A 16,077-nucleotide genomic window follows, 5' to 3' on the forward strand; every position below is an offset into this window, starting at 1 on the left:
CGCCCTTTCAGTTCAGCCGCGAGAGTCGATCAAGCCGCGTGCTGCGTCGTCTTGCCCGCATCCGTCGAGCGCCAACGCGCGAGCAGCTCGTTCCACTTGATGCGCACGCCTTTCAGGTTGTTTTCCTTCACGTGCCCATAACCGCGAATGCCGTCGGGCAGATTCGCGAGCTCCACCGCGAGATCGCGCTTCTGTGTAGTCAGGCCGCCGATCAGCTCGCGCACCAATGCCTCGTATTCGCCGATCAGCGCGCGCTCGGTGCGACGCTCGTCGGTGCTGCCGAACACGTCGAACGCGGTGCCGCGCAGGAACTTGAGCTTCGCTAGCACGTGCATCGCACGGAACATCCACGGACCGTACTTCTTCTTCACCAGATGGCCGTGCGCGTCCTTCTTCGATAGCGTCGGCGGCGCGAGATGCAGATGCAGCTTCCAGTCACCTTCGAACGTCGCGTTCAGGGTTTCGATGAAGGCAGGGTCGCTGTACAGACGCGCGACTTCGTATTCGTCCTTGTACGCCATCAGCTTGTGCAGGTTCTTCGCGACCGCTTCGGTGAGCGGCATCTGACCGTCGGCGGAATCGAGCCCTTCTTCCGCGGCCCGCACCTGCGACACCAGCGCGCGATAACGCTCCGCATACGCACGGTTCTGCCACGCGGTCAGATAGTCGACGCGCTTGTCGATCAGCGTGTCGAGCGCCTTCGGCGTATGCAGCGCGATGATCTTGCCGCTCGCGCTGTCCGCCGGGACGCCGCGTCCCTGCGTTTGCGCGAGCTTGCGCACTGCGGTCAGATCGTGCGCGGCACGCCGGCCCCATTCGAACGCCGCGCGGTTTTTCTCCACCTGCACATTGTTCAGCTCGATCGCGCGAATCAGCGACTCGTGCGTGAGCGGCACCCAGCCGCGCTGCCACGCGTAGCCGAGCACGAATGGGTTCGTGTAGATCGCGTCGCCGAGCAGCGCGAGCGCGAAGTGATTCGCGTCGATTGTCGAGACGTTGTCGTCACCGGCTGCGGCACGCACGTCGGCTTCGGTGCTGCTGCCGGGGAAGCGCCAGTTCGGGTTCTTGATCAACTCGGCCGTCGGCGTATGCGCGCTGTTCAGCACGACGCGCGTGCGATCGGCTTGCATGCGCGACACGCATTCGTCGCTGGCGGTCACGATCGCGTCGCAGCCGATCACGAGGCTCGCCTCGCCCATCGCGATGCGGGTCGCGTGGATGTCGGCCGGCTGGTTCGCGATCTGCACATGGCTCATCACGGCGCCGCCTTTCTGCGCGAGGCCGGTGACGTCGAGCACGGTGACGCCCTTGTTCTCGAGATGAGCGGCCATACCGAGCAGCGCGCCGATCGTGACGACGCCGGTGCCGCCGACGCCCGTCACCAGCACGCCGTACGGATGGTCGGTGGACGGCAACTCGGGCGTCGGCACCGGCGGCATGTCGGCGCCGACGCCCGACGCGGCCTTCGGCTTGCGCAACTGGCCGCCTTCAACGGAGACGAAACTCGGGCAGAAACCGTTCACGCACGAGAAGTCCTTGTTGCAGGTCGACTGGTTGATCTGGCGCTTGGTGCCGTACTCGGTGTCGAGCGGTTCGACCGACAGGCAGTTCGACTTCACCGAGCAATCGCCGCAGCCTTCGCACACCGCTTCGTTGATCACGACGCGCCGCGCCGGATCAGGATACGCGCCGCGCTTCCTGCGACGGCGCTTCTCGGTCGCGCAGGTCTGGTCGTAGATCAGGATCGTCGTGCCGGGAATCTCGCGCAACTGGCGCTGCACGTCGTCGAGCTGGTCGCGGTGATGAATGTCGACGCCGGGCGCGAGGCCGACGTTCGCCGCGTATTTCTCCGGCTGATCGGTGACGATGATGATTTTCGCCGCGCCTTCGGCGGCGAGCTGGTGCGTGATCTGCGGCACGGTCAGCACGCCGTCGACCGGCTGGCCGCCCGTCATTGCGACCGCGTCGTTGTACAGCAGCTTGTACGTGATGTTCGCCTTCGACGCGATCGCCGCGCGAATCGCGAGCAGCCCCGAGTGGAAGTAGGTACCGTCGCCGAGATTGGCGAACACGTGCTTGTCGTTCGTGAATGGTGCCTGGCCGATCCACGCGACGCCTTCGCCGCCCATCTGGCTGAACGTGCTGGTGCTGCGGTCCATCCACACAGTCATGTAATGACAGCCGATGCCGGCCATCGCGCGCGAGCCTTCCGGCACGTTGGTCGAGGTGTTGTGCGGACAGCCCGAGCAGAACCACGGCTTGCGCTCGACTTCGACGCGCGGCCGCGCGAGCGCCTTTTCCTTCGCTTCGATCACCGCGATGCGCGCGGCGATGCGCGCGCGTACGTCCGATGGCAGATCGAACTTGTCGAGCCGCGTGGCGATTGCCTTCGCGATGATCGCGGGCGACAGCTCGTAGTGGGCCGGCAGAAGCCAGTTGCCCATCGGCACAGACCATTCGCCGCCGGCGCCGTCTTTTTCGTCGAACTTGCCGAACACGCGCGGACGCTGCGCGTCGGGCCAGTTGTACAGCTCTTCCTTGATCGCGTATTCGAGGATCTGACGCTTTTCCTCGACCACGAGAATTTCGTCGAGACCGCGGGCGAAGGCCTGCGCGCCTTGCGCCTCGAGCGGCCAGACGCAGCCGACCTTGTACAGCCGGATGCCGATGCGCGAGCAGGTTTCGTCGTCGAGACCGAGGTCGGTCAGCGCCTGACGCACGTCGAGATAGGCCTTGCCGCCGGTCATGATGCCGAAGCGCGCATGCGGCGAATCGATTTCGACGCGGTCGAGTTTGTTCGCGCGCACGTAGGCGAGGCCCGCGTACCACTTGTAGTCGAGCAGACGCGCTTCCTGCACCAGTGGTGGATCGGGCCAGCGGATGTTCGGCCCGCCGTCGGGCATCAAGAAGTCTTCCGGCAGGATGATGCTGGTGCGGTGTGGGTCGATATCGACCGACGCGGACGATTCGACCACGTCGGTCACGCACTTCATCGCGACCCACAGGCCCGAATAGCGGCTCATCGCCCAGCCGTGCAGGCCGAAGTCCAGATATTCCTGCACGTTCGACGGGAACAGCACCGGTAGCCCGCACGCCTTGAAGATGTGTTCTGACTGGTGTGCGAGCGTAGAGGATTTGGCCGCGTGATCGTCGCCGGCGAGCACGAGAACGCCGCCGTGCCGCGACGAGCCGGCCGAGTTGCCGTGCTTGAAGACGTCACCGGAACGGTCGACGCCGGGCCCCTTGCCGTACCACATCGAGAACACGCCGTCGTATTTGGCGCTCGGGTACAGATTGACCTGCTGCGAGCCCCATACGGCGGTGGCCGCGAGGTCTTCGTTGACGCCGGGTTGAAACACGACCTGATGCGCGGACAGATGTTTTTGTGCTTTCCACAGCGACTGATCGAGTCCGCCGAGCGGCGATCCGCGGTAGCCGGAGATGAAGCCGGCGGTGTTGAGGCCGGCGGCGCGGTCGCGCTCCTGCTGCAGCATCGGCAGACGCACCAGCGCCTGGATGCCGCTCATGTACGCGCGGCCGCGATCGAGGGTGTATTTGTCGTCGAGCGTGACGGAAGACAACGCGGCTTCGAGCGAGGCTCGCTGGCCTGCGTCTAGCGGGGCATTCATTATGTGTACTCCTCCACTTCAGCTTGGGATCACCAAAACTTTTCTGGCCCCCGGCATCTCGTGAATGCTGGGGCCGGGGTCGTCATATTGACGGGTTTTAAGTGATGGTAGCACTGGTGGAAACCCGCCGCAGCCGATCAAAAATTGCCAGCGCACGATCTGACTTCAACCGGTTTCGCGTCTAGTTACCCGCAGGTTGACGGAAATTGGCTAGGATTTTTGGCGGAATCGGCTTAGTTGCGCTTGGGCGTGTAACAAGCTGTAAAACCTACAAATTTGCGGAACCGCAGTGAAAACCACTGTCTAACCCCCGACCTGCGAGCGATGCCGAACGCTGCGCATTCTGCGCAGCTTCAGGGCAGCAGGTAGCTAGCTAGAAAAGGAGTACGCATGAACGCAAGAAACATCCAGACCTTCCTGATGGTTTCCGCCGCTTTCTTCGCGATGAGCGCGCCGGTCCGCTCGAATCCGGGCAGCACGGGGGCACTATCGAACGCGATCATCCGCACGGCGCAGGTAGCCCCAGCGCGTCTGGAAATGAAGCGGATCGACAGTGCGATCGGCAGCGACCAGTACAGGCAGAATTCGTGACGCGCCGTATCGCGCGCGTCTTATTTCTACCGGCCGCCGTTCCGACGAGAGCGGCGGCGTAGCAAGGTAAAAGGGCGAGGATCTGCGATCCTCGCCCTTTTTTCTGTGCACGCCGGTTACTCGCGACTCACCGTGATCAGGTCTTGTCTTGCACAACGCCGCGGCGAATCTGGTCGAGTTCGATCGATTCAAACAGCGCCTTGAAGTTGCCTTCGCCGAAGCCCTGGTTGCCCTTGCGCTGGATGATCTCGAAGAAGATCGGGCCGATCTGGTTTTCGGTGAAGATCTGCAGCAGCAAATCGTCCGGTGCGCCGTCGATCAGGATCTTGCGCTTGCGCAACTCGTCGAGCGGCTCGCCATGATTCGGCACGCGCCGGTCGACGAGTTCGTAGTAGGTATCGATCGTGTCGAGCAGCGAAATCTTCGACGCGCGCACGCCGTCGACGGTGCGGTAAATGTCGCTGGTGCCGAGCGCGATGTGCTGGATGCCTTCGCCGTGGTAGGCATCGAGATATTCCTGGATCTGGCCGGCGGTGTCCGAGCCTTCCTCGTTGATCGGAATGCGGATCTTGCCGCACGGCGAGGTCATCGCCTTCGACTTCACGCCGGTCACCTTACCCTCGATGTCGAAGTAGCGCACCTCGCGGAAGTTGAACAGACGCTCGTAGAACTCGGCCCATTCCTGCATACGGCCGCGATGCACGTTGTGCGTCAGGTGATCGATATAAGTCAGGCCGTGCCCAACCGGATTGGGGTTTGCGCCCGGAATCGGCTCGAAGTCGACGTCGTAAATGTCGATGTCGCCGATGCTGTTCGGCGTCGCGCCGTTTTTGCCGCGCCAGCGGTCGACGAAGTAGATCAGCGAATCGCCGATGCCCTTGATCGCCGGAATGTTCAGCTCCATCGGGCCGGTCTTGTTGTCGAAGCCCCATGCGCCTTTTTCGAGCGCCTGGCTGTAGGCCTTCGCGGCGTCCTGCACGCGAAACGCGATCGCGCAGATCGACGGGCCATGCAAGCGCGCGAAGCGCTGCGCGAACGAATGCTTTTCCGCGTTGACGATGAAGTTGATGTCGCCCTGACGATACAGCGTCACGTCCTTGTGACGATGCCGCGCGACGGCTGTGAAGCCCATCCGCTCGAACAGCTTGCCGAGCGCTTTCGGGTCGGGCGCCGTGTATTCGATAAATTCGAAGCCGTCGGTGCCGACCGGATTTTCCCAAGTTGAAACCTGCATTGTCTGTCTCCAATCCTATGCAAGCGGGTTGCCGAGGTGCGCTGGCGGTGAGCGCGGGACGATCGCCTGAACGCGACCGGATAGAGCAAGTGTAGAACTGCGGCGGGGGCAAAAACTTGCGAAGTTAATCGCGCGTCGCTACGCTTGAGCCAGTTTATAGCTCCGTTTGGAGGATGCGCGGCAGAACATGGCTAACAGCGAAATAGACGCAATCGATCGGCGCATTCTGGCGATCCTTCAGCAGAACGGCCGGCTCTCGAATCAGGAGATAGCGGAGCGGATCAATCTGTCGCCGAGTCCGTGCCTGCGTCGGATTCGCCGGCTCGAGGAAAGCGGCGTCATTCGCGGCTACGTCGCGCTGCTCGACGCGCAACGGCTCGGGCTCGACCTGCTTGCGTATGTCAGCGTGCGACTGGAGAAAGGCGGCGGTCGCGCGTTCAGTCCGCATGGCGAGGCCACGCACGCCGATCTGTTCGGGGCGGCCGTGCAGACGTGGCCCGAAGTGGTCGCGTGTCACGCGATGACTGGTGAGATGGATTACCTGCTGCGCGTCCAGGTGGAGGACATGGCGCACTTTTCGCGCTTTGTGCAGGATCAGTTGCTGCGGCATCCGTCGGTAATCGACGTGAAATCAAGCTTTTCGCTGGAAAAGATCAAGGAAACGACTGCGTTGCCCATTTTGTAGGCCCGGGGCGCATGGTCCTGCGCGTCGCGATCGTTTGGTTCCAGACAGAAAAAGGGCGGCCTTGCGGCCGCCCCATTCTCATTTCCCCGTAGCGATTATTCAGGCAGCGACAGCCACCGGCATGAACGACTCGAACAGTCGCGATGCCTGGCGCGCGTGGCGCTTGAGCGCGTAGTCGAACACGGCGGCCTGCTCCTGCAGCATTTCCGCGAGGATGCTCGAATGATCGGCCGGCGACAGCGTCAGATAGGCGTCGGCTTCGCCGTACGCGTACTCGATCTTCATGCCGGCCTTTTTGGCGATGTGCATCATGGTCGAATTGTGCGACAGGCAGTGGATGTACAGCATCGTCACATGCGCGTTGCGGCTACGGATCGCGGCGCGCTCGAACAGCTTCGAGCCGATGCCCTGGCCGCGCACGCTTTCGAGCACCGAAACGCCGAATTCGGCGGTGCGCTTGTCGCCTTCGGCCGGCAAATAGGCGAGATGGCCGACGCCGCTCAGTTCCAGCTTGCTGTTGAACACGCCGAACACGGTGTCGCGCGTGAAGTCGATCGCGCGCACGTAGTTCTCGATCACGTGGTTCGGCACAACCTGGCCGAAGCGCAGCAAACGGTCGTTTTTGTCGAGCGCGAGGAAGTGCGTGAGGAGGCGGTCGCGATCGACCGCGGTGAGTTCCCGGACCAGAACGTGCGCGCGTCCGGCAGGCAGCGACGCACGATCGCTCGGTGCAATCGGTTCGGTGGTGCGATGGTTAAGCGTGTTCATGGTGAGTTCTCCTTTTAGTCAGGCGGCGTTGTGCACTGCAAAACCGATTTTAGCGGAAACCCGGGCCATTCACTAGGGAAAACCCGTATTAAAAACTGAGGCGAATACCTAGAATGCTGGGACCATAAATATAATTAATTGATTTTAAACAGGAAATAAAAGTGAACGCACGTTCGTGACATGATGCCGCATGCATTCCGTCCGCGGATTTATCACGTCCGCATGTTGTTGCTTTGCGTCATTGCGGGCGCAGGTGGCGATCGGTTCGAACCGTCGCGTCACTCGACCGGCGCCGTCCCAAGGCCATGCTCGACCATGCCGATCACCTGCTCGGCGAACTCGCGGTAGCCCATGCGGCCGTCCGGCTTGAGCCACGTGAAGGTCCAGTTGATCATGCCGAACACCATCATCGTCAGCGCGGTCTGGTTGTCGCGAGTCGCGCGTTCGGGGTATGCGCGCGCAAGTTGCCGCGCGAACGCGGCGACCACGTCGCGCTGGCGGTTCAGGATGATCTCGCGCTGCGAATCGACCAGATACTTGACGTCGTTCAGCAGTGCGACGTGCCGACTGTGCGACGTCTCATACTCGGACAGAAACGCGCGGATCAACTCCGCGAAGGTTTCGCGCTCACTCAGTTCGCGCCGCTGGCTCGAGCCTTCCACCTCGGCGATGATCAGCATCAGTCGCTTCGTGTAGCGATCGAGCAGGTCGAACAGGATCGCTTCCTTGCTCTCGTAATAGTGATAGAGGCGCGCCTTCGAGGTGCCGCTCGCCGCGGCGAGATCAGACATCGACGTGCTCGGATAGCTGGTCTGCGCGAATTTCGCCGCGGCCAGTTCGAGAATCTGCTCGCGTTGGGTTTCGTGGTCGGGGGCTCGGGTGCGGGCCATATTCGTCTGTTCTTGTCTTATTGGGGTGAGCAGGGGGCGGGCGCCCCGCGCAGTTCGAGCGAGCGCCATTCGGTCGCGTCGCCGCGCAAAAGGATGCGCCGCAGCGCCGCGAGTTCGCGCATGCGCCACAGCACGATGCTGTCGCTGACGAGGAGCCACTGCTCGGCGGCCATCACATAGGCGGCGACGCGCGCGGCGGGCTGCCAGTCGTCGGTCGCGCATTCGACGATCAGCGCGTCGAGTTCGGCAAAGCTGCTGTTCGTGAAGGTGTTGTCGCGCCAGCGCCGCGTCTCGCCGTTCGCCTGCTTGACCTCCTGCCATTCGAGCGCGAGCCGGCTGATGCGCAGTACGGAAATCGGCGCGGCGTCCGGCAGATGAGTCTGCAGCACGTCCGGCGCAAACATGCCGACCGATGTCGCGCGATCCGAGCGGGTATGCGCCCACGCTTGCGGATCGGTCAGGTCTGCAATCGACAGGCGCACTTCGTTCAAACGCTGCGGATCGTTGCGCATCAGATAGCAGACGCGGCGCAGCATCAGCTGATCGGACGCGCTTTCGCCGTGCCACACCACGAGATTCGCGGTGCTGCCTGCCAGGCCGTCGAGCACCCCTGCCTGTTCGCGGAACTCGCGCACGAAGTCGCGTTGCCTGTCGGCGCTGACGCGCGCCCAGAAGTCGGCGCGCACGTGCGGAGCGTCGTCGACGCCGCATAACGGGCCGACCGCCAGATCGTCCCGCAACGGCTCTACGCGATCGTCGCGGCCCGCTTGGGCCAGCGCGGTACGAAGCGACTCGGCGGCGACGTCGCCGTTGGTGAGGTGAATCGTGCTCATGGGCAAGGGCTTGCTGTGACGCCAGCAGCTGTAACAAAAAGAGGCCGCTCGCCGGCGGGAAACCGATGTCCCGATCGACGAGCGGCCCCTAGTGTAAGCGGATCGCGAAACGTCCGAAAGCGGCGGCGGCCGCCACGCGAAGCCAGTCCGCACCCGGGCCGCAGAAGTGCTCGACTCAACGTTCGTCGTAGCTCACGACGACCCTGTCGCTAACCGGATGACACTGACACGTCAGCACGAACCCGTCGCGGACCTCGTGTTCTTCGAGCGTGTAGTTCTTTTCCATCTTCACTTCGCCCTCGAGCACCTTCGCGCGACAGGTGCAGCAGACGCCGCCCTTGCACGCATACGGCAGCGAGAGGCCCGCGCGCAGTCCGACGTCGAGCACGCTCACGCCCTGATAGGGCAGCCGCAGCTTGCGTCGCTTGCCGTCGATCACGATTTCGAGGTCCGCCGCGGGCGTGTCCGCGGTGATCTCGACGGGCGGCACGCCCGCCTGCGGCAGCGGCGTGCCGAAGCGCTCGACGTGGACCTTCGCCTGCTCCACGCCGGCCGCTTTCAGCGCGGCCTCGGCGGCGTCCATCATCGGCGCGGGGCCGCAGATGAACGCTTCGTCGATCGCGTCGGCCGGCAGCAGCTGTTCGATAAACGCCGCGCATTTCGGCTGGTCGAGCACGCCGTTGAACAGCTCGACGTCCTGCAGATCGTCCGACAGCACGTGATACAGCACGAAGCGGTTCATGAAGCGGTTCTTCAGATCCTCGAGCTCTTCGGCGAACATGATCTGCTCGACGCTGCGGTTGCCGTACACCAGCGTGAACATGCTGCGCGGCTCGACTTCGAGTGTGGTCCTGATGATCGCGAGCACCGGCGTGATGCCCGAGCCGCCCGAGAACGCGAGGTACTGCTTGCCCTGTCCGGCGTTCAGGTGCGTGAAGAAACGGCCGTCCGGGGTCATCACGTCGATCGTGTGGCCCGGCTGCAGTGTGTCGAACGCGAAGTTCGAGAAGCGCCCGCCGCGCACGCGCTTGATGCCGATGCGCAACTCGCCGTCGCGATCGTAGTCGGTGACACCCACGCAGATCGAATACGAGCGGCGCGTTTCCTCACCGTCGATGTGCGTCTTCAGCGTGACGAACTGGCCCTGCGTGAAGCGATATTGGTCGCGCAGTTCGAGCGGGACTTCGAAGGCGACCGAGACCGCATCGGCGGTTTCGGGGCGCACTTCGCGGATACGCAGCGGATGGAATTGCGGGGTGGCCATATCAGTACGGTTTGAAGTAGTCGAAGGGTTCGCGGCAGTCGAGGCAGCGATACAGGGCCTTGCAGGCGGTCGAGCCGAATTGCGCGAGCCGCTCGGTGTGCGCGGAGCCGCAGCGCGGGCAGCCCGGCGCGGGTAGCGCGCGCGGGACGAAGCGCAGGACTTTTTCCTGCGGCGCCGCGGGCGCGTGGGCGGCCGAGCCGCAGTTGCCCGTCGGCGGCGCGATGCCGTACGCGCGCAGTTTGTCGCGGGCGCCGGCGGTGATCCAGTCGGTGGTCCACGCCGGCGCCAGCACGGTGGCGATGCGGTAGGGCGTGAGCTGCGCGGCCTCCAGCGCGAGGCTGATGTCTTCGGCAATCTGCGACATCGCCGGGCAGCCCGAGTAGGTCGGCGTGATCAGGACTTCGAGCGCGCCGTCCGCGGCGCGTCGCACGTCGCGCAGGATGCCGAGCTCGCGGATCGATACCACCGGGATTTCCGGGTCCGGGACCGCTTCGAGCACGCTCCAGGCGCGTGCGAGCGTGGCGTCGGACAGGTTCGCGGGCTGCGGGGCGCTCGAGGTCGAGGTTGTCGTCATCGCGTGCTTACCAACTCGCGCCCGGATGCTGGCGCGCGAGGCTCTGCATTTCGGCGAGCACGAAACCCATGTGCTCGGAATGCTCGCCGTGCTTGCCCGTCGTCACGTGCCTGAGCGCCGCGGGCAGCGTCAGCGTGGCTTCGTCGAGCGTGGCGCGCACGTCGTCGAGCCACGCGGCCTCCAGCGCCGCGGTGCGCGGGCCGATGCCGGCCGCGGCGACCGCGTCTTCCACCGCGTCTGCGCTGAAGAACTCGTACGTGTACGGCATCAGGTAGTCGAGCGCGGCCTGCGCGCGACGGTGCGATTCGTCGGTGCCATCGCCGAAACGTATCAGCCACTCGCTCGCGTGATGCGCGTGGTACTGCGTTTCCTTGATCGATTTCGCGGCGATCGCGGCGAGCTGCGCGTCGGCGGACTCGGTCAGCGCGCGCCACAGATGCATCATCAGCGTCGCGTACAGGAAGTTGCGCACGATCGTGACCGCGTAGTCCTTCTGTGCCTGGGCGGTGCCGGCCAGCGGCCCGTAATGCGGCAGCTCGGCGAGCGTGTAGTTGGCGAATTCGAGCTCGGCGCGAAAGTACGCGTAGTCGTCTTCGTTGCGCCGACGGCCGGTGAGCTGCGCTTCGAGCGCGGCCGCGTGCGTGTACAGCAGACGCGCCTGGCCGATCAGGTCGAGGCTCATGTTCGACAGCGCGATGTCCTCTTCGAGGATCGGGCCGTGACCGCACCACTCGGCGTTGCGCTGACCGAGGATCAGCGCGGTATCGGCGAGGCGCAGCACGTACTTCAGATGTTCGGGCGTAGTGGACGTAGTGGTCATGGCTGCGCTTACATGTGGTTGACTTCGTCGGGGAGCGTGTAGAACGTCGGGTGGCGATAGATCTTGTCGCCCGCCGGTTCGAACAGCTCGGCCTTCTGGTCCGGCGCGGAGGCCGTGATCGCCGAGGACGGCACCACCCAGATGCTGATGCCTTCCTGGCGGCGCGTGTAGACGTCGCGCGCCATGCGCAGCGCCATCGGCGCGTCCGCGGCGTGCAGACTGCCGCAGTGCTTATGGTCGAGTCCCTGCCTGCTGCGCACGAACACTTCCCAAATCGGCCATTCCCTATTCATTGCTGATCTCCTATTCCTCTGATGTGCTGTGCCGCTCAGGCGGCGTGCTGTTGCGCGCGCTGGCGCTGTTTGCCGGCATGGGCGAGCGCGGCTTCGCGCACCCAGGCGCCGTCTTCGTGGGCCTTCACGCGGGTCGCGAGGCGCTCGCGGTTGCACGGGCCGTCGCCGTTCACGACGCGCCAGAACTCTTCCCAGTCGATGTTGCCGTAGTCGTAATGGCCGCGCGCCTCGTTCCATTTCAAGTCCGCATCGGGCAGCGTGACGCCGAGCACCTTCGCCTGCTCGACGGTCGCGTCGACGAATTTCTGGCGCAGGTCGTCGTTGGTGATGCGCTTGATGCCCCATCTGGCCGACTGGTTGCTGTGGACCGAGTCCTTGTCGCTCGGGCCGAACATCATCAGCACCGGCCACCACCAGCGGGTCACCGCCTGCTGCACCAGCGCGCGCTGCGCGTCGGTGCCGGCCATCATCGCGAGCAGCGCGTCGAAGCCCTGGCGCTGATGGAACGACTCTTCCTTGCAGATGCGGATCATCGCGCGGGCGTACGGGCCGTACGTGCAGCGGCACAGCGGGATCTGGTTCATGATCGCCGCGCCGTCGACGAGCCAGCCGATCACGCCCACGTCGGCCCAGGTGGGCGTCGGATAGTTGAAGATGCTCGAATACTTGGCCTTGCCCGCATGCAGCGCGTCGATCAGCTGGTCGCGCGAGACGCCGAGCGTCTCGGCGGCGCTATACAGATAGAGGCCGTGGCCGGCTTCGTCCTGCACCTTGGCGAGCAGGATCGCCTTGCGCTTGAGGCTCGGCGCGCGCGTGATCCAGTTGCCCTCGGGCAGCATGCCGACGATCTCCGAGTGCGCATGCTGCGAGATCTGTCGCACCAGCGTTTTGCGGTACGCCTCGGGCATCCAGTCCTGCGGCTCGATCTTGCCGTCGGCGGCCATGACCGTGTCGAAGCGCGCCTGTTCGGGCGAATTCGCGTCCGCGTCGAGCGGGGCGACATGGCCGGGGATATCGAGGGATTGCGTGTACATGGGGGGACGCTCTCTGGGGGAGTGGTCTGTGTGGGCGTAGTATAAACCAACCGACCGGTCGGTTAATAAATTTTTTGCCGGCAGAGGTCGGAGTCGATAGCGTCATTTACGGCGTCGAAGCATGCTTGCTGGCTTGTCGTGATTTCGATGCGTCGGCGGTTCATGAGCGGCCGTCACCCCGCTCCGACTCTTACCGGTAAAATCGCGAATTGGCCGCGGTTTGCGGCCCACTTGCATCTCCGGTACTCATGTTACGTCTAAGCGAAATCAAACTCCCGCTCGATCACCCCGAGAGCGTCCTCGAAGCCGCCATCCGTGCGCGCCTCGCGGAACTCGGCGTGGCGGGGGACGGGCTCATCCGATACACCGTGTTTCGCCGTGCGCACGACGCGCGTAAGCGCGCCGACATCAAACTCACCTACCTCGTCGATGTCGAGGTCAAGGATGAAGCGGCCGCGCTGAAGCGGCTCGCCGACGTGCCGCATTGCGGCGTGACGCCCGACATGAGCTACAAGTTCGTCGCGAAAGCGCCCGCGCAGCTGAACACGCCGCGTCCGGTCGTGATCGGCATGGGGCCGTGCGGGCTGTTTGCGGGCCTGATCCTCGCGCAGATGGGCTTCCGGCCGATCATCCTCGAGCGCGGCAAGGCCGTGCGCGAGCGCACCAAGGATACCTTTGGCCTGTGGCGCAAATCAGTGCTGAATCCCGAGTCGAACGTGCAGTTCGGCGAGGGCGGCGCAGGCACGTTTTCGGACGGCAAGCTGTACAGCCAGATCAAGGACCCGAAGCATTACGGCCGCAAGGTGCTCGACGAATTCGTGCGGGCCGGTGCGCCGGATGACATCCTGTACCTGAGCCGGCCGCATATCGGCACGTTCCGCCTCGTCAGCATGGTCGAGAAGATGCGCGCAATGATCCACGAACTGGGCGGCGAGGTGCGCTTCGAGACGCGTGTCGAGGACATCGACATCGACCACGGCCAGGTGCGCGGGTTGACGCTGTCGACCGGCGAGACGCTGCTCTGCGACCACGTGGTGCTGGCGGTCGGCCATAGCGCGCGCGATACCTTCCAGATGCTGTACGACCGCGGCGTGCACGTCGAGGCGAAGCCGTTTTCCCTCGGCTTCCGGATCGAACATCCGCAGGGGGTAATCGATCGCAGCCGTTTTGGGAAATTTGCCGGTCACAAAGAGCTCGGCGCAGCCGACTATAAGGTGGTGCACCACTGCAGCAACGGGCGCGCGGTCTATAGCTTCTGCATGTGTCCGGGCGGCACCGTGGTCGCGGCCACGTCGGAGCCGGGACGCGTCGTCACGAACGGCATGAGCCAGTACTCGCGCGCGGAGCGCAACGCGAACGCGGGCATCGTGGTCGGAATCACGCCGGACGACTACCCGGGCGGGCCTCTCGCCGGCATCGCTTTCCAGCGCAAGTGGGAGGAGCGGGCGTTCGAACTCGGCGGTGGTAACTACATGGCGCCGGGGCAGTTGGTCGGCGACTTCATCGCCGGGCGGCCGTCCACGTCGCTCGGTTCGGTCGTGCCGTCGTACAAGCCCGGCGTGCGCCCAACCGATCTCAGCACCGCGCTGCCCGACTACGCAATCGAGGCGATTCGCGAAGCGCTGCCTCAGATGGAGAAGAAAATCGCCGGTTTCGCAATGCATGACGCCGTGCTGACCGGCGTTGAAACGCGCACGTCGTCGCCGGTGCGCGTGCGTCGCGGCGACGACTACCAGAGCATCAACGTCAAGGGGCTGTATCCGGCGGGTGAGGGCGCGGGGTACGCGGGCGGGATCTACTCGGCGGCGATCGACGGAATCGAGGTCGCCGAAGCGGTCGCGCTGAAGATCATGTGTCAGCAGACGGTGTGACGTTCAGCGGGCGCAGCAGCCGACCGTCGGAATGAAGCGGGCCTGCCTGCGATTGCCGACGATTGCCTCGGCGTTCGGGCACAATGCGCGTTTCGCCTCGAAACGATCCTCCGAATGACCATTCGCACCTTGGCTGCCGCATGCGGCGCGGCGCTGCTTGCCCAATTTGCTCCGTTTGTCGTTTCCTCGAGCGCATTCGCTGCCGGAACGCCCGAGCATTGGGTCGCCGTGTGGGCGACCGCGCTCCAGCCGATTCCGCAGCACGCAGAGTTGCCGTCGCTATATCGCGCGCCAGAAGTCGCCGGGCGCACAGTTCGGCAAATCGTTTATCCGACCTTATCGGGGAAAACGGCGCGAATCCATCTGAGCAATGCATATGGCAAGACGCCCCTCGTCATCGATGAACTGCGCATCGCGCGCTCGGTCGGCGGCGCGGCGGCGGTCGAGGGCGGCGGTAGCCGTGTGACGTTTGGCGGTAGGGGCGCGGTCAGGATTCCGCCTGGCGGAGAGCTGGACAGCGATCCGATCGTGATTGACGTCGTCGAAGGCTCGCCCTATGCGATCAGCGCGTTTATGGGGCCCGAGCAGCGGATCGTCGCGTGGCACCGCGTGTCGAATCAGGTCAATTATGTATCGGGTCCCGGCAATCACACGGCCGACGCGTCCGCCGCACCGTTTCGCGGCCGCTTCACGCAATATGTATGGGTCACTGAGTTGTCGGTGGAGGCGGCGGTGCCGTCGGCTGCCGTGGCCGCGATCGGCGACTCGATCACCGACGGCATGCGCTCCAGCCTGAACCTGAACCGTCGCTGGCCGGATCTGCTGGCTCGGCGGCTGGCGGCAAGCGGCGCGCAGTCGACTGCGATCGTGAATCTCGGCATCAGCGGCAACCGGCTTTTGAGCGACTCGCCTTGCTATGGCGACGCGCTCGCGAGCCGCTTCGACCATGACGTTTTGCGACGTCCAGGCGTCAAGGCGGCGATTCTGCTGATTGGCATCAACGACATCAACTTTGCGGCAATGCCGCCTCATGGCGGCCTCGACTGCGACTTTCCGCATACGTCGGTCACGGCCGCCGATCTGATCGCCGGTTACCAGCGAGTGATCGCCGCCGCGCGGCGCAATGGCGTCAAGGTCTTCGGCGCGACGCTGACGCCGGCGTCGCTGCCGCCAGAGCGGGAAAACATCCGGCTCGCTGTTAATCGGTGGATTCGGACCGGTCATGCTTTCGATGGCGTTGTCGACTTCGACGCGGCGCTGCGTGACCGGGCGCAGCCGGACCGTCTGCAGCGTGCTTTCGATAGCGGCGATCACATCCATCCGAGCGACGCGGGCTACGCGGCTATGGCCGACGCTGTCCTTGTTGAGGCCGTGGTGAGTGCGGCCTTGAAGTGAGGCACAATTTTTTAAGCGAAAGCGAAAACGGGTATTGACGGGGCGTCAAAGAGTCTCCATAATTTCATCTCTCTGCTGCAGATGCAGCGACGCAAACGAAGCGGTGCCGGTGGTTGTGGTGCAGGTGCTGCGGGTTGGGCGGAACGATCTTTAAAAACTAACAGCCGATAAGTGTGGGCGCTTGATGCGCGGTGCG

Annotated in this window: 14 protein-coding genes; 4 read left to right on the plus strand and 10 right to left on the minus strand. The window is 64.3% G+C overall.

The window, feature by feature from the left end; genetic code table 11:
• Nucleotides 1-29: 29 nt before the first annotated feature.
• The gene (locus F6X42_RS02255) at nt 30-3,629 is read right to left on the minus strand and encodes an indolepyruvate ferredoxin oxidoreductase family protein (RefSeq protein WP_187632624.1); all 3,600 of its coding nucleotides are present in this window, start codon (nt 3,627-3,629) and stop codon (nt 30-32) included.
• Nucleotides 3,630-4,019: 390 nt separating this feature from the next.
• Between F6X42_RS02255 and F6X42_RS02260 the strand changes: the two genes are divergently transcribed.
• The gene (locus F6X42_RS02260) at nt 4,020-4,220 is read left to right on the plus strand and encodes a hypothetical protein (protein WP_187632625.1); all 201 of its coding nucleotides are present in this window, start codon (nt 4,020-4,022) and stop codon (nt 4,218-4,220) included.
• 136 nt (nt 4,221-4,356) lie between these two features.
• Here F6X42_RS02260 and hppD read toward each other — a convergent pair whose 3' ends face one another.
• Complete coding sequence (gene hppD, locus F6X42_RS02265) at nt 4,357-5,454, minus strand: 4-hydroxyphenylpyruvate dioxygenase (protein ID WP_187632626.1); 1,098 nt, start codon at nt 5,452-5,454, stop codon at nt 4,357-4,359.
• 187 nt (nt 5,455-5,641) lie between these two features.
• Between hppD and F6X42_RS02270 the strand changes: the two genes are divergently transcribed.
• Nucleotides 5,642-6,139 carry an Lrp/AsnC family transcriptional regulator gene (locus F6X42_RS02270; RefSeq protein WP_167047585.1) on the plus strand — a complete coding sequence of 166 codons (498 nt, stop codon included), beginning with the start codon at nt 5,642-5,644 and terminating at the stop codon, nt 6,137-6,139.
• Between the two features lie 99 nt (nt 6,140-6,238).
• Here the strand turns inward: F6X42_RS02270 and F6X42_RS02275 are convergent, their stop codons facing one another.
• The 8 genes from F6X42_RS02275 to paaA all read right to left on the minus strand — a co-directional run bounded on the left by F6X42_RS02275 (nt 6,239) and on the right by paaA (nt 12,615).
• Nucleotides 6,239-6,907, minus strand: coding sequence for a GNAT family N-acetyltransferase (locus F6X42_RS02275; RefSeq protein WP_187632627.1), 669 nt, complete (start codon nt 6,905-6,907; stop codon nt 6,239-6,241).
• Nucleotides 6,908-7,185: 278 nt separating this feature from the next.
• Nucleotides 7,186-7,797, minus strand: coding sequence for a TetR/AcrR family transcriptional regulator (locus tag F6X42_RS02280; RefSeq protein WP_187632628.1), 612 nt, complete (start codon nt 7,795-7,797; stop codon nt 7,186-7,188).
• 17 nt (nt 7,798-7,814) lie between these two features.
• Nucleotides 7,815-8,630, minus strand: a complete 816-nt coding sequence (locus F6X42_RS02285) for a DUF1835 domain-containing protein (protein ID WP_187632629.1) — start codon at nt 8,628-8,630, stop codon at nt 7,815-7,817.
• Nucleotides 8,631-8,805: 175 nt separating this feature from the next.
• On the minus strand, nt 8,806-9,894 hold the full coding sequence (gene paaE, locus F6X42_RS02290; protein ID WP_187632630.1) for a 1,2-phenylacetyl-CoA epoxidase subunit PaaE: 1,089 nt from the start codon (nt 9,892-9,894) through the stop codon (nt 8,806-8,808).
• Between the two features lies 1 nt (nt 9,895).
• On the minus strand, nt 9,896-10,468 hold the full coding sequence (paaD, locus tag F6X42_RS02295) for a 1,2-phenylacetyl-CoA epoxidase subunit PaaD (protein ID WP_187632631.1): 573 nt from the start codon (nt 10,466-10,468) through the stop codon (nt 9,896-9,898).
• 7 nt (nt 10,469-10,475) lie between these two features.
• The gene (gene paaC / locus F6X42_RS02300) at nt 10,476-11,288 is read right to left on the minus strand and encodes a 1,2-phenylacetyl-CoA epoxidase subunit PaaC (RefSeq protein ID WP_187632632.1); all 813 of its coding nucleotides are present in this window, start codon (nt 11,286-11,288) and stop codon (nt 10,476-10,478) included.
• 8 nt (nt 11,289-11,296) lie between these two features.
• Nucleotides 11,297-11,581 (minus strand): 1,2-phenylacetyl-CoA epoxidase subunit PaaB, encoded by a 285-nt coding sequence (paaB, locus tag F6X42_RS02305; RefSeq protein ID WP_187632633.1) that lies wholly within the window; start codon nt 11,579-11,581, stop codon nt 11,297-11,299.
• Nucleotides 11,582-11,616: 35 nt separating this feature from the next.
• Nucleotides 11,617-12,615 carry a 1,2-phenylacetyl-CoA epoxidase subunit PaaA gene (paaA, locus tag F6X42_RS02310; RefSeq protein WP_187632634.1) on the minus strand — a complete coding sequence of 333 codons (999 nt, stop codon included), beginning with the start codon at nt 12,613-12,615 and terminating at the stop codon, nt 11,617-11,619.
• 248 nt (nt 12,616-12,863) lie between these two features.
• On the opposite strand from paaA, the gene F6X42_RS02315 reads away from it, so the two are divergent.
• Both F6X42_RS02315 and F6X42_RS02320 read left to right on the plus strand, forming a co-directional pair.
• Entirely contained in the window at nt 12,864-14,486 is a 1,623-nt protein-coding gene (locus tag F6X42_RS02315) for an NAD(P)/FAD-dependent oxidoreductase (protein ID WP_187632635.1), read from the plus strand.
• A gap of 114 nt (nt 14,487-14,600) precedes the next feature.
• Entirely contained in the window at nt 14,601-15,881 is a 1,281-nt protein-coding gene (locus tag F6X42_RS02320; RefSeq protein WP_187632636.1) for an SGNH/GDSL hydrolase family protein, read from the plus strand.
• Nucleotides 15,882-16,077 lie beyond the last annotated feature (196 nt).

The organism is Paraburkholderia podalyriae, assembly GCF_014397785.1.
Classification (GTDB): Bacteria; Pseudomonadota; Gammaproteobacteria; order Burkholderiales; family Burkholderiaceae; genus Paraburkholderia; species Paraburkholderia podalyriae.